Consider the following 17,471-nt stretch of genomic DNA (forward strand, 5'->3'; position numbering starts at 1 on the left):
CGCTGCTGCTCGGTGGGTTTGTGTGGTGGCTTTACCATGGGTAGATCATTGCGATCTCCCATGGTGAGCAAATCAACGTAAGCCGCGCTGAGTTTCATCCAGGTCGCGGATGTATTTGAAGATCTTGCGCGCAGCGGTTGGCGTTTTGTTGTGGGCAAGTTCGTGTTGGGCGTGGCGGATCAGGCCGCGCAGGTGTTGGCGGTCGGTTTCGGGGTAATCGTTGACGAAGGCTTCAAGCGTTTCGTCATTGCCCGCGATCAGACGGTCACGCCAGCGTTCCAGGTTGTGGAAACGCTCGTTGTACTGACGGGTTGAGGCATCAACCTGATCGAGAATGTTGAGGATGGCTTCGGCATCCTGATCACGCATCAAGCGGCCAATAAACTGGATATGACGTTTTTTGGCAGCGTTAGCGGTGTGTTTCGGGGCCTCGGCGAGCGCACGACGCAGCTCGTCGGTCAGAGGCATTTTGTTGAGCAGGTCCGGTTTGACCGTTGTGAGACGCTGGCCCAGCTCCTGTAGCGCATGCAGTTCGCGCTTGATCTGGCTTTTGCTTTTCTCGCCGGAGAAGTCGTCGTCGAAATATTCAGACATGTCGGTGTTCCAGTGGATAACGCCGACATGATAGCAGCAAGTTACCAGCTGCAAGTGTCTGGCCTTTGTGCCGCGCTTGGCCGCTATAAGTCAGGAGTGTTTATGAGTGCAGTAGATAGCGTCGGCCCACAAGCCGTGCCGCAATTGCAGGCCCAGGTCGAGCAGATTCTTGCCGAAGCAAAAAAACAGGGCGCAACGGCTTGCGAAGTGGCTGTTTCGGCGGGGCAGGGCTTGTCCACATCGGTGCGTCAGGGCGACGTGGAGACGGTGGAGTTCAATCGCGATCAAGGTTTTGGCATCACCCTATACGTTGGTCAGCGCAAAGGCTCAGCCAGTACGTCGGCTACTGGTGAAGCGGCCATCCGTGAAACTGTTGCAGCCGCACTGGCGATTGCTAAGCATGCATCTGAGGATGATTGCTCAGGGCTGGCGGACCCTGCCCTGATGGCAACAGAGTTTCCGGATCTCGATCTGTATCACCGCTGGGACATCACCCCGGAGAGGGCCATTGAACTGGCGTTGAGTTGTGAGGCTGCAGCTTTTGCGGCGGATAAGCGCATTACTAATGCCGATGGCACCACGTTGAACACCCATGAAGGCTGTCGCGTTTATGGTAACAGCCACGGCTTTATCGGCGGCTACGCCAGCACCCGGCACAGCCTGAGCTGCGTGATGATTGCCGAAGGTGAGGGGCAGATGCAGCGTGATTACTGGTATGACGTAAGTCGTCAGGGCCAGTTGCTGGCTGACCCGGTCAGTATCGGTCAGCGTGCCGCCCAACGTGCGGCCAGTCGCTTAGGCGCTCGCCCGGTGCCAACCTGCGAAGTCCCGGTATTGTTTGCAGCGGAGCTGGCGACTGGACTGTTCGGTAGCCTTATCAGTGCTATTTCCGGCGGTAATTTGTACCGCAAATCATCCTTCCTTGAGGGGGCTCTTGGGCAACAGCTGTTCCCAGAGTGGATGACGATTGATGAGCGTCCACATATTCCCCGTGCCATGGCCAGTGCTTCGTTCGACGGTGATGGCTTAGCGACTTACGCTAAGGCATTCGTTGAGCAAGGTGAGCTGCGCTCTTATGTGCTTGGCACCTACTCTGGCCGCAAGTTAGGTATGCCGAGTACAGCCAACTCAGGTGGTGTACATAACCTGTTCGTGAGCCATGGTGATGAGGATCAGCAGGCGCTGATCAAACGCATGGGGCGCGGGCTGTTGGTTACTGAACTAATGGGCCATGGCCTGAACATGGTCACTGGGGATTATTCCCGTGGAGCGGCGGGGTACTGGGTCGAGAATGGTGAAATACAGTTCCCTGTACAAGAGGTCACCATCGCAGGAAACATGCGCGACATGTTCCGTCAGATAGTGGCCGTAGGCAGTGATTTGGAACTGCGCGGCAATGTGCGAACCGGTTCGGTTTTGATTGAGCGAATGACGGTCGCAGGTAGCTAACCACTAGAACGCAAAAGGGGCTGATTACCTTGGTAATCAGCCCCTTTTTATTGGCCGCAGGAAGGCGAGTTATTCGCCCTCATCGAAATAGTTATTAACCAGATCACAGATGGCTTGGAGGGCTTCCTGCTCCTGCGCCCCTTCTGTGAGCAGATGCAAAGTGGTGCCTTTACCGGCGGCCAGCATCATGACGCCCATGATGCTCTTGCCGTCGACCAGACTTTCCGCGGAGCGGCCAATCTTGACTTGGCACGGATAGCGTCCTGCAACGCCTACAAACTTAGCGGCCGCACGGGCATGCAGGCCGAGTTTGTTGATGATGGTGATTTCGCAGGATGGCATCGCGGTAGTTCCTTAAGGGAGATCACGGTGGCGGATCTGAACGTTTTTCAGAATCGGTTTGAGCGTTTCGCCTAAGCGGTTGGCCAGGTAGACGGAGCGGTGATGACCGCCAGTACAGCCTATCGCCACGGTGACATAAGCACGGTTGCTGGCAGCGAAGCGGGGTAACCACTTGCTCAGGTAGGCGAGTAGGTCTTGGTACATTTCTTCAACATCTGGCTGGGCTGCCAGGTATTCGGCTACTGGCTGATCGAGTCCGGAGAATCCACGCAGATCAGGCTTCCAGTACGGGTTTGGCAAACAGCGCACATCAAAGACGACATCCGCATCTACTGGCATCCCCCGTTTGAAGCCAAAGGATTCAAACAGGAAAGCTGTACCGGGTTCCGGCTGGTCAAGCAGGCGCAACTTGAGGGTGTCACGCAACTGGTAAAGGTTGAGGTTGGTGGTGTCGATGGTCAGGTCGGCCAGATCGACAATAGGACTGAGCAATACGCGCTCGTCGCGGATAGCCTCGGCCAGTGAGCGGGTGTCGCTGGTCAGCGGGTGGCGCCGGCGGGTTTCCGAGAAGCGCTTGAGCAAGGTGTCATCGTCAGCGTCCAGATAAATCACATCACAACGGATATGCCGGGCGCGAACCTCTGCAAGCAAATCAGGGAAACGTTGTAGATGGCTGGGTAGGTTTCGCGCATCAATCGACACAGCGACCAGCGGGTGCAGCAGCTCGGTGTGCATCAATGCCAGTTCGTTTAGGCTTGGCAGCAAGCCGGCTGGCAAGTTGTCGATGCAGTAAAAGCCATTGTCCTCAAGGGCATCAAGGGCTGTACTTTTTCCCGACCCGGAGCGGCCGCTGACGATGATCAAGCGCATGCTTAACCCTTGTTGATCTGGTTCTGGGCGTCGACTACAGCCTGATAGAGGGCTTCACTGGAGTCAGCCTGGCGCAGGTTGGCGCGAACATCGCTGCGGTCGAGCATGCTGGCTATTTGGCGAAGCAGTTCCAAGTGTGCATCGGTAGCGGCTTCAGGTACCAGCAGAACGAACAATAGATCGACGGGGGCGCCGTCAATTGAGTCGAAGTCCACGGCGGCGTCGAGATGCAATAACGCACAGATCGGTGTGGTGCAGCCCGGCAAGCGGCAATGAGGGATGGCAATGCCGTTACCAAAGCCTGTGGATCCGAGCTTTTCACGGGCAATAAGGCTTTCGTAGATGTCCTGACCGTCAATATCGGGTAGATCCCGAGCAATCAGGTTGGCGATCTGTTCAAGTACACGTTTTTTGCTGCCTCCCGGCACGTTCACCAAGGAACGGCCGGGGGTCAGGATGGATTCAAGCTGGATCATAGGAGTAAGTCGATCTCAACGGGCGGTTACGCCCTGCTGGCGATCGAGCTGTTTTTCCTTGTATTTGATGAGTTGTCGATCGAGTTTATCGGTCAGCAAATCAATGGCCGCGTACATGTCTTCATGCTCGGCATTGGCGACCACCTCACCACCTGCGATATGCAGCGTGGCTTCAATTTTCTGTTTCAGTTTTTCGACTTCCAAGATGACCTGAACATTGGTGATCTTGTCGAAGTGGCGCTCCAATCGTCCGAGTTTCTCGGTGATGTAGTCGCGTAAAGCGTCGGTCACAACCAGTTGATGCCCACTGATGTTGACTTGCATACCACTTTCTCCTTATTGCCGTGATTGGAGGCAGGCGATACGCCTGCCAGCGAAACACTTTGCTGAAGTCACTGATTTACAGGGTCTGACAGACTCGCAGTTTGCTTCAAATCAGTATGGCTGATTTGGCAGAGGGGCAAGTCTGTAATTTGTTAATTAGTGTGCTGCTTGTCCTTTGTTGGTCTCAGATCAGCCGCTTGCGTTCACTGGATGGGGCAATGCCGAGTGATTCCCGATATTTGGCTACGGTACGCCGGGCAACCTGAATACCTTGCTCCTCCAGTAGACCAGCGATCTTGCTGTCGCTCAATGGTTTCTTAGCGCTCTCTGCCGCTACCAGTTTTTTAATGATGGCGCGAATCGCTGTGGATGAGCATTCGCCACCTTCTGAGGTGCTGACATGGCTGGAGAAGAAATATTTGAGCTCGTATATACCTCGTGGGGTGTGCATGTATTTCTGGGTGGTCACACGAGAAATGGTGGACTCGTGCATACCTACTGCTTCAGCAATATCGTGCAGTACCAGAGGCTTCATAGCTTCGTCGCCATAGTCGAGGAAGCCACGCTGGTGCTCGACAATCTGAGTCGCGACCTTCATCAGCGTTTCGTTGCGGCTTTGCAGGCTCTTGATGAACCAGCGCGCCTCTTGCAGCTGATTACGCATAAACGTGTTGTCGGCACTGGAATCGGCGCGCTTAACGAAACTGGCATATTGCGCGTTGACGCGAAGGCGTGGCATGGCGTCTTGATTGAGCTCTACCAGCCAGCGGTCGTTGTGCTTGCGCACGATGACGTCAGGCACAATGTACTCGGGTTCACTGGACTCAATTTGCGAGCCAGGGCGGGGGTTGAGACTCTGGATCAGTTCGATGACCGGGCGCAGCTCATCTTCCTTGAGTTTCATGCGGCGCATGAGCTGGTTGTAGTCGCGGTTACCGAGCAGATCGAGGAAGTCAGTGGCCAGGCGCTTAGCTTCGTCCAGCCAGGGTGTATGGGGGGGGAGCTGGCGCAGTTGCAGTAGCAGGCATTCGCTCAGGTCGCGTGCGGCAATCCCAGACGGTTCGAACTGCTGAATGCGGTGCAGAACGGCTTCTATCTCGTCCAGTTCTACGTCTAGCTCTGGATCAAAAGACTCAAGTACTTCCTCGAGGGATTCTTCGAGATAGCCTTGATCATTGATGCAATCAATCAGCGTTACGGCAATCAGGCGATCCTTGTCAGACATCGGCGCCAGATTGAGTTGCCACAGCAGGTGGCTCTGCAGGCTTTCACCCGAAGAGGTGCGTGTTGTGAAGTCCCACTCGTCGTCGTCATTGCTTGGTAGGCTGCTGGCGCTGGTCTGATAAATATCTTCCCAGGCGGTGTCCACCGGAAGCTCATTAGGAATGCGCTCGTTCCACTCGCCATCCTCTAGGTTGTCGATGTTCTGGGTCGGCTCCTGATAGGTGGATTCCTGAAAAGAGGCGTCTTTCTGCTCGTCAGAGGAAGCGCTCTCTGCGCCGTCGGCCATAGGGTCCGAGGTGTCGAAGTCGTCGCCTTCTTCCTGACGCTCAAGCATCGGGTTGGATTCAAGAGCCTCTTGAATCTCCTGCTGGAGGTCGAGGGTAGACAGTTGTAAGAGGCGGATGGCTTGCTGCAGCTGAGGTGTCATCGTCAGCTGCTGGCCCATCTTCAGGACTAGCGATGGTTTCATTGCAGACCTTATTTACCGGCGTCTGTGTACTATCCATTCGCGGGCACCGTCAAAGTGCCACGTGGAAGCAAATTATATGCCCGATTATAAGGGGTTTAACCAATACGGGAAGGGCTGGCCGGTGAAAAGGTGGGAAGGGTGTATCTAAAAGCTACACAGGCTGTCGTGGTGCGTTTCAGTTCAACTCAAATACGCATTTGGGATCTAAATGGTACGTTGTTTTGGAGTGTTGACCATTAGCGACAGCTGTGCAGTTGCATTGATGTCAGAGGCGGAACTCGTGGCCCAGATAGACTTCTTTCACGGTCTGGTTGGCCAGAATTGTCTCGGCATCACCTTCGGCGATCAGTTGGCCATCGCTGACAATGTAGGCTGTCTCACAGATGTCCAAGGTCTCTCGAACGTTGTGATCAGTGATCAGCACGCCGATGCCTTTGGATTTCAGGTGGTGGATGATCTGTTTGATATCACCAACCGAAATGGGGTCTACACCGGCAAAGGGTTCATCAAGCAGGATAAATTTCGGGTTGGTTGCCAACGCACGGGCGATTTCCACGCGGCGGCGCTCACCACCAGACAAGCTCATGCCGAGGTTGTCGCGAATGTGGGTGATATGGAATTCCTGCAGCAAAGCCTCAAGTGCCTCGCGTCGGCCTGCAGCATTCAGGTCTTTGCGGGTTTCCAAGATCGCCATGATGTTGTCGGATACGCTTAGCTTGCGGAAGATTGAGGCTTCCTGCGGCAGGTAGCCGATGCCCGCGCGGGCGCGGCCATGCATGGGCTGAAAGCTCACATCAAGGTCGTCAATCATGACTCGGCCCTGATCTGCCTGAACCAAGCCAACGATCATGTAGAAGCAAGTGGTTTTGCCGGCTCCGTTAGGGCCAAGCAATCCAACGATCTGACCGCTCTCAATGTTCAGGCTAACGTCACGTACAACCTGGCGACTTTTGTAGCTCTTAGCCAGATGTTGAGCTTTCAAAGTTGCCATGATTACTGGGCCTGCTGTCCGGCTGGTTTATTCTTCGGCTGTATAACCATGTCGATACGGGGGCGAGGTGCACTGACATTAGTGCCTGTTGCTCGGCCTGCGTTAACGATCTGGCGTTTAGTGTCGTAAACGATTTTCTCGCCTTCGAAGGTGTTGCCTTCTTGCACAACTTTGGCCTGGTCGATCAGGACGACCCTGTCGTTGCTCATGAAATACTGGATGGTCAGGCCATAGGCTTTAACAATTTGTTTATCAGCAGAGGGCTTTTGCTCGTAATAAGCAGGCTTACCTACTGAGGTGAATACTTCAACTTCGCCTTGGGCGTTGCGGGTAACCGTCACAGTGTCGCCTGTAACTTTCATGCTGCCCTGGGTAATGATTACGTCGCCGCGGTAGACCGCAACGCCTTTTTTGTCATCCAGTTCCCCGCTGTCTGCCTGGATGCGAATGGGTTGTTCGCTGTCGGATGGCAGAGCCAGTGCTGTCGCGCAGTTAAATGCGGCACCGAGGCTTAGGATTGCGGAGAGTGTGTTAACGAGCCTCATACTGACCTCTTACATTGGACAGCAGGTGCATCCGGCTGTCGTTCAAGTATGCTTTCATCCCTACAGCTGTAGTTACCCCATCGGCCGCGTCGATTTTAACGGGTTGGGCGGTCTGCGCAAATTCCTTATCAGGGAACACGGTCAGGCGAGTGGTGGTTAGGATGGTTGTGCGATTTTTTTCATCGGTGCGCTCAATGCGCACGTTATCGATGAGCTCAATTTCTTTTCCGCCCGGAGAGACTTCGCTGCGAGTGCTCTGAATCTTCCAGGGCTGCTCTTCCCCGCGAAACAAGTCCATCTTGGGGTTGGTCACCAGGGTGATGTCGGTCGCTTTGACATGCTCGACCTTGTCAGCAAGCAGTTCATAGTCGAGTGTGCCATCTTCCTGAAACTCAATGGTGTATGTGTTGTTGGCGTAAAAGTCGATTGTCTGTTTCGCAGCATCCGGTTGTGCTGGATTTGTGGATGCGTCTGGGCGTAGGTTCTTCCAATAGCCGAGCGCGCCCACCAGAAGAACGCCAATGGCTAACAGTGCATAATTGATGGCTTTGCTGGGCATGATTGGCCTATAGGTAAGCAGCTTGAGCAGCTTCGAGTGTGCCTTGGGCGCGCATGATTAATTCACAGAACTCACGGGCTGCACCTTCTCCACCTCGGGCTTGGGTGATCCCGTGGGCGTGTTCCCGTACGAATGCGTCGGCGTTTGCAACAGCCATGCCGAGTCCAACACGGCGGATAGCAGGCAGATCAGGTAAATCGTCACCCAAATAAGCGACCTGAGAATAGTCCAAGCCTAGTTCGCTCAGGAGTTCATCCAGTACTACCAGTTTGTCTTCGCGGCCTTGGTAAAGGTGCTGGATGCCAAGGTTCTTGGCGCGTCGTTCGACGACAGCTGTAGTGCGACCAGTAATAATGGCGGTACGTACGCCAGACTTGATCAACATCTTGATGCCGTGGCCGTCAAGGGTGTTAAAGGTTTTGAACTCGCTGCCGTCAACCAAAAAGTAGAGCTTTCCATCGGTTAGCACACCGTCCACATCAAATACGGCGAGCTTGATTTCTTTGCCACGTTGCAGAAGGTTGTCGTGCATTACATCACTCCGGCGCGCAGTAGATCGCCAAGGTTGAAGGCGCCTACCGGGTGGTTTTGTTCATCGATGACCACCAGCGAGCTGATCTTGTTGTCTTCCATGATCTTCAGGGCCTCGGCTGCGAGCATTTCTGGGCGTGCTACTTTTCCACCAGAGGTCATAACATCGTCGATAATTGCCTGGCGAACATCTATGTTTCGGTCCAAGGCTCGGCGTAGGTCTCCATCGGTGAAGACTCCTGCCATGCGGCCATCATTTTCAGTCACCACCGTCATACCCAAGCCCTTTTGGGTCATTTCAAGCAGGGCGTCGCGCAGTGATGTACCCCGTTTGATGTTGGGCAGGTCGTCGCCGCCATGCATGACGTTTTCGACTTTTAGTAACAAGCGGCGGCCTAAGGCACCACCAGGGTGGGAGAAGGCAAAGTCCTCTGCGGTAAAGCCGCGCGCTTCGAGAAGCGCGATTGCCAGAGCATCTCCCAGAACCAGGGACACAGTTGTGGATGAAGTCGGCGCCAAGTTCAGGGGGCAGGCTTCCTGAGAAACACGGGCATCCAAATTCACCTCGGCGGCCTGTGCCAATGCTGAGTCGGGGTTGCCTGTCATACTGATCAGGGTAATGCCTAGGCGTTTGATCAAAGGCAGTAGGGTAACGATTTCTGCTGTAGTGCCTGAGTTGGATAGGGCCAGTACAACATCATCGCGTGTAATCATACCCATGTCGCCATGGCTGGCTTCGGCCGGGTGTACGAAAAAGGCTGTCGTGCCCGTGCTGGCGAGGGTTGCAGCAATTTTGTTGCCGATGTGACCGGACTTACCCATTCCCACCACAACGACGCGCCCCTTGCACTCAAGAATCAGCTGACAGGCGCGCACGAAATCACCATTTATACGCTGTAGCAGGTCCTGAATGGCTTCTGCTTCAAGGCGTATGGTGCGCTGGGCGGACTGGATCAGTTCGTTTGAGTGCTTCATTGTGGCTCTATGGCGTATTGACTTAAATGAAGGATTATAACGGGAATGAGATAACTGCCCAGCTTTTCCGCTTTGGTATTCAATGTTCCGATCAATTGATCCCAATTTGACATGGCAAGTTCAATTGGTTGGAGATAGGGGCTCAATGGTATAGTTTGCAGCCTTTTTGTGGCTCGCTGCTGGTAAAGCGTGTCCTTTAAACCGTAATGCGCGTCATTGCAGGCAGGCTTTGAACAAGGAGTCCAGATGAGCGCCGAGACCCCATATGCAGTTGAGCTGAAGCAACTGAGCTTCAAGCGCGGTGAGCGGGATATTTTCAGGAATATTGATATCTGTATTCCCCGCGGCAAAGTGGTGGGCATCATGGGGCCGTCCGGATGCGGCAAAACGACGTTGCTGCGTCTGATTGCCGCAGAGTTGATGCCCTATAAGGGAGAGGTGTGGGTCAATGGTGTTAACCTGCCCGAGCTTTCCCGCAGTGATCTGTTTGACATGCGCAAGCAGATGGGCGTCCTTTTCCAGAGTGGGGCGCTGTTCACTGATCTGGACGTGTTTGAAAACGTTGCATTTCCTTTACGTGTCCACACGAAGCTGCCTGAGGAAATGATCCGAGATATCGTCTTGATGAAGTTGCAGGCTGTTGGCTTGCGTGGTGCCGTGGATTTGCGCCCGGATGAGCTGTCAGGCGGTATGAAGCGACGCGTTGCATTGGCACGTGCGATTGCTTTGGATCCTCAGATTCTGATCTATGACGAGCCTTTTGTGGGGCAAGATCCCATTGCAATGGGGGTTTTGGTGCGCCTCATTCGCCTGCTCAACGATGCGTTGGGTATCACCAGCATCTTGGTGTCCCATGATCTGGCGGAAACGGCGAGTATCGCCGACTACATCTATGTGGTCGGGGACGCACAGGTGCTTGGTCATGGAACTCCTGAAGAGCTGATGAATTCAGATAATCCACGTATCCGACAATTTATGAAGGGATCGCCGGATGGTCCGGTGCCGTTCCATTTTCCTGCTTCTGATTATCGTGACGATCTTCTGGGGGGCGCTGATGCGTAAGGTTTCCCTGCTTGAACGGGTGCGCCTGTTCGGCCGTGCCGGAATTGACGTGGTGATGTCCCTTGGGCGTTCCGGGTTGTTTTTGCTGCACGCTCTGATTGGTCGCAGCCAGGCTGGCAATGGTTTTCAGCTGTTGGTGAAGCAGCTGCATTCTGTGGGCGTTTTGTCGCTGCCAATCATTGTTGTATCAGGCATTTTTATCGGCATGGTGCTGGCGTTGCAGGGCTTTAATATCCTTTCTAGCTATGGTTCCGAGCAGGCCGTAGGCCAAATGGTCGCACTTACACTCTTGCGTGAGTTGGGACCTGTGGTTACCGCGCTGTTATTCGCGGGGCGTGCTGGGTCAGCCTTGACCGCTGAAATTGGCAACATGAAATCCACCGAGCAGCTGTCCAGTTTGTCGATGATCGGTGTGGATCCGCTGAAATATATTGTCGCGCCGCGGTTGTGGGCGGGGTTTATTTCGATGCCCTTGCTAGCCGTCATTTTTTGTGTGGTCGGAATCTGGGGCGGCGCAATGGTCGCTGTAGACTGGCTTGGCGTCTATGAGGGGTCTTATTGGGCCAATATGCAGGCCAGTGTTTCTTTTAGCGAAGACGTGCTCAATGGCGTGATTAAGAGCGTCGTTTTTGCCTTTGTTGTGACCTGGATTGCCGTGTACCAGGGCTACGATTGTGAGCCAACCTCGGAAGGAATCAGTCGCGCAACCACGAAAACCGTGGTGTATGCCTCCCTTGCCGTCTTGGGGCTGGACTTCATTCTGACCGCTTTGATGTTTGGAGATTTCTGATGCAAAACCGCGCGCTGGAAGTGGGTGTCGGCTTGTTCCTCTTGGCTGGTTTGTTGGCTCTGTTGCTGCTGGCTTTGCGTGTCAGTGGTCTGACCGTAGGCAACAGCGATAATACCTATAAGGTCTATGCACATTTTGACAACATTGCGGGTCTTACTGTCCGGTCCAAGGTGACGATGGCAGGTGTAACCATTGGTAAAGTCACGGCTATAGACCTTGATCGTGATAGCTACACTGGTCGTGTGACCATGCAACTGGATCAGGCTGTGAACAATTTGCCAGTGGATTCCACTGCGTCGATTCTTACCGCGGGACTGCTGGGTGAAAAATATATTGGTATCAGTGTGGGCGGTGACGAAGAAGTCCTGACTGAAGGTGGTCATATCAATGACACCCAGTCTTCGCTGGTGCTGGAAGATTTGATTGGTAAGTTTTTGCTGAACTCGGTCAATAAGGACCAAGGCGGTAAATAAGGGTATGAACATGATCAAGATGATGCGCAACAGCCTGCTTGTGTGCTTGGCTGCCTTTTCATTCTCTGTTCTGGCTGCGCCTACTGCTACAGAGATTGTTCAGAAAACTACTGATACGTTGTTGGCTGACTTGAAAGCAAATAAAGAAACCTATCGAACCGACCCCGGTGCGTTCTACGGGGCCTTGGATCGTATCCTCGGGCCGGTAGTTGATGTTGATGGTATATCCCGCGGCGTCATGACAGTTCGCTATTCCCGTCAGGCGACACCCGAGCAAATGCAGCGTTTTCAAGATAATTTCAAGCGTAGCCTGATGCAGTTCTACGGCAACGCATTGCTTGAGTACGACAATCAGGGCATCCGCGTTCTGCCCGCCAGTGGCCAGCATGATCCACAGCGAGCTGCGGTCAATATGGAGATTAAGGACAGCAATGGTGTGATTTATCCATTGTCGTACACCATGGTCAGCCAAGACGGGACGTGGAAAATGCGCAATGTCATCATCAATGGCATCAACATTGGCAAGCTCTTCAGAGATCAGTTCGCCCAGGCCATGCAGAACAACGGCAATAAGCTGGATGCAGTGATTGATGGCTGGGTCGATACTGTTGCCAAGGCGCGTCAGGGAGCGGGCAAGTCGTGAGTCAGGCCGCTATCCGCGAGGTTACAGCGGGTGTTTTCGAGCTGGCAGGCGTCTTGGACTACTCCAGCGGGCCTGCCCTGCGTAAGCAAGGCGGTAGCCTCATCAAAGCGACTGCAGCGAGTGAATGTGTCATCGACTGCACCGCGGTTAGCAAATCCAGCAGTGTTGGGCTTTCACTTCTGTTGGCGTACATGCGTGACGCCAGTGCTGCCGGTAAACAGCTGACTGTCCGGGGCTTGCCCAAGGATATGCGGGAAATTGCTGGCGTTAGTGGATTGCTGGACGTTTTGCCGCAACAAAGCTGATTTCCCCACTTTCCTGCTGGTTGGTGGTGTGTGCGGGGTTCGCAGGTCGAGGGCTTTTTTGTATCATGTCCTGCTTTGCGAGCCTCGGCTCTGCTGTCGTTTAAATATATCCTGATCGAGGTTGAGCATGCAGGCCCTTGAAGTAAAGAGTCTCCTTGAGGCTAAACTGCCGAATACTCAGGTTGAAGTTGAAGGCGAAGGCTGCAACTTCCAGTTGAACCTGATTAGCGACGATCTGGCCGCCCTGAGCCCGGTAAAGCGTCAGCAGCAGGTCTACTCACACCTGAACGCTTGGATTGCTGATGGCAGCATTCACGCAGTGAGCATGAAATTCTTCAGCCGTGCCGATTGGGCTGCGCGCTCCTAATTTGAGAGACTCATGGATAAACTGATTATTACCGGCGGCGTTCGCCTTGATGGCGAAATTCGTATCTCCGGAGCCAAGAACTCTGCTCTGCCGATTCTGGCTGCAACACTGCTGGGCGATGCGCCTGTCACTATTTGCAATCTGCCGCACCTGCATGACATCACCACCATGATCGAGTTGTTCGGTCGTATGGGGGTTGAGCCGGTTATTGACGAAAAACTCAGCGTTGAAGTCGACGCCCGTGCGATCAAAACCTTGGTGGCGCCTTATGAGCTGGTTAAGACCATGCGCGCCTCTATTCTGGTTCTTGGCCCGATGGTTGCCCGTTTCGGTCAGGCCGAAGTCGCCCTGCCAGGTGGCTGTGCCATTGGTTCTCGTCCAGTTGATCTGCACATCCGTGGCCTCGAAGCCATGGGCGCAGTGATTGATGTAGAAGGCGGTTATATCAAGGCCAAGGCTCCTGAAGGCGGCCTGCGCGGTGCACATTTCTTCTTCGATACCGTCAGTGTGACGGGTACCGAAAACATCATGATGGCAGCCACTCTGGCTAAAGGCCGGACTGTACTGGAAAACGCTGCCCGCGAGCCTGAGGTGGTTGATCTGGCTAACTGCTTGATCGCCATGGGCGCGAAAATCTCCGGTGCTGGTACCGACACTATCACCATTGAGGGTGTTGAGCGTCTGACCGGTGCGACCTACAGCGTGATGCCTGACCGTATCGAAACAGGCACCTACTTGGTGGCTGCTGCGGTCACTGGCGGCCGTGTGAAAGTTAAAGACACCGATCCGACCTCTCTTGAGGCCGTGTTGTCCAAACTGCAGGAAGCCGGTGCTGAAATCACCTGCGGTGAAGACTGGATCGAGCTGGACATGAAGGGCAAGCGCCCGAAAGCTGTGAACCTGCGCACTGCGCCTTACCCAGCATTCCCAACCGATATGCAGGCTCAGTTCATTGCCCTGAACGCAGTCGCTGAAGGTACCGGTACGGTCATCGAAACCGTATTCGAAAACCGCTTTATGCACGTTCATGAAATGCTGCGTATGGGCGCTCAAATCCAGGTCGAAGGTAATACCGCGATTGTCACCGGTGTGCCGAAGCTCAAAGGCGCGCCTGTGATGGCGACTGACCTGCGTGCATCTGCCAGCCTAGTGATTTCTGCTTTGGTTGCTGAGGGCGACACGCTCATCGATCGCATCTACCACATTGACCGTGGTTACGAGTGCATCGAAGAGAAGCTGCAGTTGCTGGGCGCCAAGATTCGTCGGGTACCGGGTTAAGACCATGCTGACTATTGCCCTTTCCAAAGGCCGTATTCTTGATGACACCCTGCCGCTGCTCGCAGCTGCAGGGATTGAGCCGACCGAGAATCCGGAAAAAAGCCGCAAACTGATCATCCCCACAACACTGGACGATGTTCGTTTGTTGATTGTGCGTGCCACGGATGTGCCGACTTACGTTGAACACGGGGCTGCTGATCTCGGCGTGGCGGGCAAGGATGTGCTGATGGAGTACGGCGGTCAGGGCTTGTACGAGCCACTGGACCTGCGTATTGCCCGCTGCAAGCTGATGACGGCAGGTGCTGTCGGTGCGCCGGAGCCCAAGGGGCGTCTGCGCGTAGCCACTAAGTTCGTCAACGTGGCCAAGCGTTACTATGCCGAACAGGGCCGTCAGGTCGATATCATCAAGCTATATGGTTCGATGGAGCTGGCGCCGCTGGTGGGGCTTGCTGACAAGATCATCGACGTTGTCGACACCGGCAACACGCTGCGTGCGAACGGTCTGGAGGCTCAGGAGCTGATTGCTACCATCAGTTCTCGGCTGATCGTGAACAAAGCGTCGATGAAGATTCAGCACGCCCGCATTCAGGCGCTTATCGACACGCTGCGTGAAGCGGTCGAGGCACGACACCCTATCTGATCCCATTGCGCGGCAAAACGCCGCGTTTGCCTATCCGTGTCATAGCCAAATATCTCGGGCGTCCATACGGTGGGCTTGATAGCCTATCGACGTCCGAGTATTAGCCAACAATGAGGCCCGCTATGACCGCTTCACTTGCAATCCGTCGACTCAATGCCGCAGACCAGGACTTTGCCCAGCATCTGGATCATCTGCTGAGCTGGGAAAGTGTGTCGGACGATGCGGTCAACCATCGCGTTCTGGAAATTATTCAGGCTGTCCGCCAGCGTGGCGATGCTGCACTTGTCGAGTTCACCAACAAATTTGATGGTTTAAACGCCAGCTCTATGGCCGATTTGATCCTGCCGCGTGAGCGTCTGGAGCTGGCGCTGACCCGCATCAGCCCGGAGCAGCGTGATGCCCTGGAGATCGCGGCCAAACGCGTGCGTGAATACCACGAACACCAGAAACAGGACTCCTGGACCTACACCGAGGCCGACGGCACTGTGCTGGGGCAGAAAGTGACGCCGCTGGACCGTGCAGGTCTGTACGTGCCGGGTGGCAAGGCAACTTACCCGTCTTCTGTGCTGATGAATGCCATCCCAGCCAAGGTTGCTGGTGTACAAGAAGTGGTGATGGTAGTGCCAACCCCACGTGGTGAGATCAACGAGATCGTGCTGGCTGCTGCCTGCATCGCCGGTGTTGACCGTGTGTTCACCGTGGGCGGTGCCCAAGCGGTTGCGGCATTGGCTTATGGCACTGAGAGCGTGCCGCCGGTGGACAAAATTGTCGGCCCAGGCAACATCTATGTGGCGACAGCCAAGCGTCACGTTTTCGGTAAGGTGGGGATCGACATGATTGCCGGCCCGTCCGAGATTCTTGTTGTCTGCGATGGCAAGACCGATCCTGACTGGATCGCCATGGACCTGTTCTCCCAGGCTGAGCATGATGAAGACGCCCAGGCGATTCTGGTGAGCCCGGATGCCGAGTTCCTTGACCGCGTTGCCGCCAGCATCACCAAGCTGCTGCCGACTCTGGAGCGTGAGGCAATTGCCCGTACCTCTATGGAAGGTCGTGGCGCGCTGATCCAAGTTGCCGACATGGCTCAGGCTGTGGAAGTGGCTAACCGTATTGCACCGGAGCACTTGGAGTTGTCGGTGGAGAACCCGCAGGAGCTGCTGCCGCTGATCCGTCACGCGGGCGCCATCTTTATGGGTCGTTACACCGCCGAAGCGTTGGGCGATTACTGTGCCGGGCCGAACCACGTGTTGCCGACTTCCGGTACTGCCCGTTATTCCTCGCCACTGGGGGTGTATGACTTCCAGAAGCGTTCGTCGATCATTCAGTGCTCGGCAGACGGTGCATCTGAGCTGGGTAAAGTGGCGAGCGTGCTGGCCCGTGGTGAGTCGCTGACTGCCCACGCCCGCAGCGCTGAGTACCGCATTAAAGGCTAATTGTCAGTTGGGCGGCGTTTACGTCGCCCACTAATCCCCAAGTTTCTGAGGAGTGAAGGGCAGATGAGCAAATTCTGGAGCCCCTTCGTTAAGGACCTGGTGCCGTATGTGCCGGGTGAACAACCGAAAATGACCAAATTGGTCAAACTCAACACCAATGAAAACCCGTATGGACCGTCGCCCAAAGCGCTGGCTGCCATGCAGGCTGAATTGAACGACAACTTGCGTCTGTACCCGGACCCGAACAGCGACCGGCTGAAACAGGCCGTGGCTGATTATTACGGCGTGCAAACCGGCCAGGTGTTTGTCGGCAACGGCTCGGATGAGGTGCTGGCCCATGCGTTTCATGCGCTGTTCCAGCATGGCAAGCCGCTGCTGTTCCCGGATGTGACCTACAGCTTTTACCCGGTTTATTGCGGCCTGTATGGCATCGACTTCGAAGCCATTGCCCTGGACGAGCAGTTCCAGATCAACGTGGCGGATTACCAGCGCCCCAATGGCGGGATTATTTTCCCTAACCCGAATGCGCCAACTGGCCGTGCGCTGGCTCTGGATGCGATTGAGCAACTGCTCAAGGGCAACCCGGACACGGTGGTGCTGGTAGATGAGGCCTACATTGATTTCGGTGGCGAGACGGCTATTGGATTGGTGGATAAGTACCCGAACCTGCTGGTGTGCCAGACACTGTCCAAGTCCCGTTCCCTGGCAGGCCTGCGTGTCGGTCTGGCCGTGGGGCATCCGGATTTGATCGAGGCGCTGGAGCGGGTTAAGAACAGCTTCAACTCCTATCCGCTGGATCGCATGGCCATTGCCGGCGCAGCGGCTGCTTTTGAAGATCGGGCGTATTTCGATGAAACCTGCAAAAAGGTCATCGAAAGCCGAGCCGTTGTGGTGGCTGGGCTGGAAGAGCTGGGTTTTGAAGTGCTGCCATCAGCCGCGAACTTTGTGTTCGCTCGTCATCCACAAAAGGATGCGGCAGGGCTTCAGGCGGGTTTGCGTGAGCAGGGTGTCATCGTGCGCCACTTCAAGCAGGCGCGTATTGCTCAATTCCTGCGGATCACCATCGGCACGCCGGAGCAGAACCAGGCATTGCTGGATGCGTTGAAAGGCCTTTGATGCGGTATAAAGAAC

Annotated in this window: 22 protein-coding genes; 11 read left to right on the forward strand and 11 right to left on the reverse strand. The window is 55.0% G+C overall.

Translation table 11 applies throughout. From position 1 onward, the window contains the following. Positions 1–72: 72 nt before the first annotated feature. Positions 73–594 carry a ribosome biogenesis factor YjgA gene (gene yjgA, locus WG219_04205; GenBank protein WXL26691.1) on the reverse strand — a complete coding sequence of 174 codons (522 nt, stop codon included), beginning with the start codon at positions 592–594 and terminating at the stop codon, positions 73–75. Positions 595–696: 102 nt separating this feature from the next. On the opposite strand from yjgA, the gene pmbA reads away from it, so the two are divergent. Beyond that, positions 697–2,043 (forward strand): metalloprotease PmbA, encoded by a 1,347-nt coding sequence (gene pmbA, locus WG219_04210; protein WXL26692.1) that lies wholly within the window; start codon positions 697–699, stop codon positions 2,041–2,043. 69 nt (positions 2,044–2,112) lie between these two features. On the opposite strand, the gene WG219_04215 is transcribed toward pmbA, so the two are convergent. From WG219_04215 to WG219_04260, 10 genes are all read right to left on the reverse strand, one after another. Then, positions 2,113–2,385, reverse strand: coding sequence for an HPr family phosphocarrier protein (locus WG219_04215; protein ID WXL26693.1), 273 nt, complete (start codon positions 2,383–2,385; stop codon positions 2,113–2,115). A gap of 12 nt (positions 2,386–2,397) precedes the next feature. Continuing rightward, positions 2,398–3,255 (reverse strand): RNase adapter RapZ, encoded by an 858-nt coding sequence (gene rapZ, locus WG219_04220; GenBank protein WXL26694.1) that lies wholly within the window; start codon positions 3,253–3,255, stop codon positions 2,398–2,400. 2 nt (positions 3,256–3,257) lie between these two features. After that, complete coding sequence (gene ptsN, locus WG219_04225) at positions 3,258–3,731, reverse strand: PTS IIA-like nitrogen regulatory protein PtsN (protein WXL26695.1); 474 nt, start codon at positions 3,729–3,731, stop codon at positions 3,258–3,260. A 15-nt stretch (positions 3,732–3,746) separates the two neighbouring features. Further along, the gene (gene raiA / locus WG219_04230; GenBank protein ID WXL26696.1) at positions 3,747–4,055 is read right to left on the reverse strand and encodes a ribosome-associated translation inhibitor RaiA; all 309 of its coding nucleotides are present in this window, start codon (positions 4,053–4,055) and stop codon (positions 3,747–3,749) included. A gap of 184 nt (positions 4,056–4,239) precedes the next feature. Further along, a complete protein-coding gene (locus tag WG219_04235; protein WXL26697.1) occupies positions 4,240–5,748 on the reverse strand; it encodes an RNA polymerase factor sigma-54 in 1,509 nt (502 codons plus the stop codon). Between the two features lie 265 nt (positions 5,749–6,013). Further along, the gene (lptB, locus tag WG219_04240; GenBank protein ID WXL26698.1) at positions 6,014–6,739 is read right to left on the reverse strand and encodes an LPS export ABC transporter ATP-binding protein; all 726 of its coding nucleotides are present in this window, start codon (positions 6,737–6,739) and stop codon (positions 6,014–6,016) included. 2 nt (positions 6,740–6,741) lie between these two features. After that, the gene (gene lptA / locus WG219_04245) at positions 6,742–7,284 is read right to left on the reverse strand and encodes a lipopolysaccharide transport periplasmic protein LptA (protein WXL26699.1); all 543 of its coding nucleotides are present in this window, start codon (positions 7,282–7,284) and stop codon (positions 6,742–6,744) included. Beyond that, the gene (lptC, locus tag WG219_04250; protein WXL26700.1) at positions 7,271–7,843 is read right to left on the reverse strand and encodes an LPS export ABC transporter periplasmic protein LptC; all 573 of its coding nucleotides are present in this window, start codon (positions 7,841–7,843) and stop codon (positions 7,271–7,273) included. The genes lptA and lptC overlap by 14 nt, the downstream gene beginning before the upstream one ends. Positions 7,844–7,850: 7 nt before the next feature. Further along, entirely contained in the window at positions 7,851–8,375 is a 525-nt protein-coding gene (locus WG219_04255) for an HAD family hydrolase (GenBank protein ID WXL26701.1), read from the reverse strand. Continuing rightward, on the reverse strand, positions 8,375–9,349 hold the full coding sequence (locus WG219_04260; protein ID WXL26702.1) for a KpsF/GutQ family sugar-phosphate isomerase: 975 nt from the start codon (positions 9,347–9,349) through the stop codon (positions 8,375–8,377). The genes WG219_04255 and WG219_04260 overlap by 1 nt, the downstream gene beginning before the upstream one ends. Positions 9,350–9,595: 246 nt before the next feature. Here WG219_04260 and WG219_04265 point away from each other — a divergent pair, with 246 nt between their 5' ends. The 10 genes from WG219_04265 (at position 9,596) to hisC (ending at position 17,456) form a co-directional block, all read left to right on the forward strand. Next, a complete protein-coding gene (locus WG219_04265; GenBank protein ID WXL26703.1) occupies positions 9,596–10,411 on the forward strand; it encodes an ABC transporter ATP-binding protein in 816 nt (271 codons plus the stop codon). Then, positions 10,404–11,201 (forward strand): lipid asymmetry maintenance ABC transporter permease subunit MlaE, encoded by a 798-nt coding sequence (gene mlaE / locus WG219_04270; GenBank protein ID WXL26704.1) that lies wholly within the window; start codon positions 10,404–10,406, stop codon positions 11,199–11,201. Before WG219_04265 ends, mlaE begins: the two co-directional genes overlap by 8 nt. Beyond that, positions 11,201–11,674, forward strand: a complete 474-nt coding sequence (mlaD, locus tag WG219_04275) for an outer membrane lipid asymmetry maintenance protein MlaD (GenBank protein ID WXL26705.1) — start codon at positions 11,201–11,203, stop codon at positions 11,672–11,674. Before mlaE ends, mlaD begins: the two co-directional genes overlap by 1 nt. A gap of 10 nt (positions 11,675–11,684) precedes the next feature. Further along, positions 11,685–12,317: an ABC transporter substrate-binding protein gene (locus WG219_04280; protein WXL26706.1), complete on the forward strand. Its 633-nt coding sequence runs from the start codon at positions 11,685–11,687 to the stop codon at positions 12,315–12,317. Continuing rightward, entirely contained in the window at positions 12,314–12,622 is a 309-nt protein-coding gene (locus tag WG219_04285) for an STAS domain-containing protein (GenBank protein ID WXL26707.1), read from the forward strand. The genes WG219_04280 and WG219_04285 overlap by 4 nt, the downstream gene beginning before the upstream one ends. Before the next feature lie 127 nt (positions 12,623–12,749). Next, on the forward strand, positions 12,750–12,989 hold the full coding sequence (locus WG219_04290; GenBank protein WXL26708.1) for a BolA family protein: 240 nt from the start codon (positions 12,750–12,752) through the stop codon (positions 12,987–12,989). A gap of 12 nt (positions 12,990–13,001) precedes the next feature. Beyond that, entirely contained in the window at positions 13,002–14,267 is a 1,266-nt protein-coding gene (gene murA, locus WG219_04295) for a UDP-N-acetylglucosamine 1-carboxyvinyltransferase (protein WXL26709.1), read from the forward strand. Positions 14,268–14,271: 4 nt separating this feature from the next. Further along, positions 14,272–14,907 carry an ATP phosphoribosyltransferase gene (gene hisG, locus WG219_04300; GenBank protein ID WXL26710.1) on the forward strand — a complete coding sequence of 212 codons (636 nt, stop codon included), beginning with the start codon at positions 14,272–14,274 and terminating at the stop codon, positions 14,905–14,907. A 122-nt stretch (positions 14,908–15,029) separates the two neighbouring features. After that, positions 15,030–16,340, forward strand: a complete 1,311-nt coding sequence (gene hisD / locus WG219_04305; GenBank protein ID WXL26711.1) for a histidinol dehydrogenase — start codon at positions 15,030–15,032, stop codon at positions 16,338–16,340. Between the two features lie 63 nt (positions 16,341–16,403). Continuing rightward, positions 16,404–17,456 carry a histidinol-phosphate transaminase gene (hisC, locus tag WG219_04310; protein ID WXL26712.1) on the forward strand — a complete coding sequence of 351 codons (1,053 nt, stop codon included), beginning with the start codon at positions 16,404–16,406 and terminating at the stop codon, positions 17,454–17,456. Positions 17,457–17,471 lie beyond the last annotated feature (15 nt).

Origin of the sequence: Pseudomonas mendocina, from assembly GCA_037482215.1 — a bacterium.
GTDB classification, from domain to species: domain Bacteria; phylum Pseudomonadota; class Gammaproteobacteria; order Pseudomonadales; family Pseudomonadaceae; genus Aquipseudomonas; species Aquipseudomonas mendocina_E.

Excerpts from the sequence above, each read along its gene's own strand:
- mlaD (WXL26705.1), top strand. The coding sequence starts at position 11,201 with ATGCAAAACCGCGCGCTGGAAGTGGGTGTCGGCTTGTTCCTCTTGGCT.
- WG219_04215 (WXL26693.1), bottom strand. The coding sequence starts at position 2,385 with ATGCCATCCTGCGAAATCACCATCATCAACAAACTCGGCCTGCATGCC.
- murA (WXL26709.1), top strand. The coding sequence starts at position 13,002 with ATGGATAAACTGATTATTACCGGCGGCGTTCGCCTTGATGGCGAAATT.
- WG219_04265 (WXL26703.1), top strand. The coding sequence starts at position 9,596 with ATGAGCGCCGAGACCCCATATGCAGTTGAGCTGAAGCAACTGAGCTTC.
- ptsN (WXL26695.1), bottom strand. The coding sequence starts at position 3,731 with ATGATCCAGCTTGAATCCATCCTGACCCCCGGCCGTTCCTTGGTGAAC.
- hisG (WXL26710.1), top strand. The coding sequence starts at position 14,272 with ATGCTGACTATTGCCCTTTCCAAAGGCCGTATTCTTGATGACACCCTG.
- pmbA (WXL26692.1), top strand. The coding sequence starts at position 697 with ATGAGTGCAGTAGATAGCGTCGGCCCACAAGCCGTGCCGCAATTGCAG.
- WG219_04290 (WXL26708.1), top strand. The coding sequence starts at position 12,750 with ATGCAGGCCCTTGAAGTAAAGAGTCTCCTTGAGGCTAAACTGCCGAAT.
- WG219_04260 (WXL26702.1), bottom strand. The coding sequence starts at position 9,349 with ATGAAGCACTCAAACGAACTGATCCAGTCCGCCCAGCGCACCATACGC.
- yjgA (WXL26691.1), bottom strand. The coding sequence starts at position 594 with ATGTCTGAATATTTCGACGACGACTTCTCCGGCGAGAAAAGCAAAAGC.
- WG219_04255 (WXL26701.1), bottom strand. The coding sequence starts at position 8,375 with ATGCACGACAACCTTCTGCAACGTGGCAAAGAAATCAAGCTCGCCGTA.
- lptC (WXL26700.1), bottom strand. The coding sequence starts at position 7,843 with ATGCCCAGCAAAGCCATCAATTATGCACTGTTAGCCATTGGCGTTCTT.
- lptB (WXL26698.1), bottom strand. The coding sequence starts at position 6,739 with ATGGCAACTTTGAAAGCTCAACATCTGGCTAAGAGCTACAAAAGTCGC.
- rapZ (WXL26694.1), bottom strand. The coding sequence starts at position 3,255 with ATGCGCTTGATCATCGTCAGCGGCCGCTCCGGGTCGGGAAAAAGTACA.
- raiA (WXL26696.1), bottom strand. The coding sequence starts at position 4,055 with ATGCAAGTCAACATCAGTGGGCATCAACTGGTTGTGACCGACGCTTTA.
- hisD (WXL26711.1), top strand. The coding sequence starts at position 15,030 with ATGACCGCTTCACTTGCAATCCGTCGACTCAATGCCGCAGACCAGGAC.
- lptA (WXL26699.1), bottom strand. The coding sequence starts at position 7,284 with ATGAGGCTCGTTAACACACTCTCCGCAATCCTAAGCCTCGGTGCCGCA.
- mlaE (WXL26704.1), top strand. The coding sequence starts at position 10,404 with ATGCGTAAGGTTTCCCTGCTTGAACGGGTGCGCCTGTTCGGCCGTGCC.
- WG219_04235 (WXL26697.1), bottom strand. The coding sequence starts at position 5,748 with ATGAAACCATCGCTAGTCCTGAAGATGGGCCAGCAGCTGACGATGACA.
- hisC (WXL26712.1), top strand. The coding sequence starts at position 16,404 with ATGAGCAAATTCTGGAGCCCCTTCGTTAAGGACCTGGTGCCGTATGTG.
- WG219_04280 (WXL26706.1), top strand. The coding sequence starts at position 11,685 with ATGATCAAGATGATGCGCAACAGCCTGCTTGTGTGCTTGGCTGCCTTT.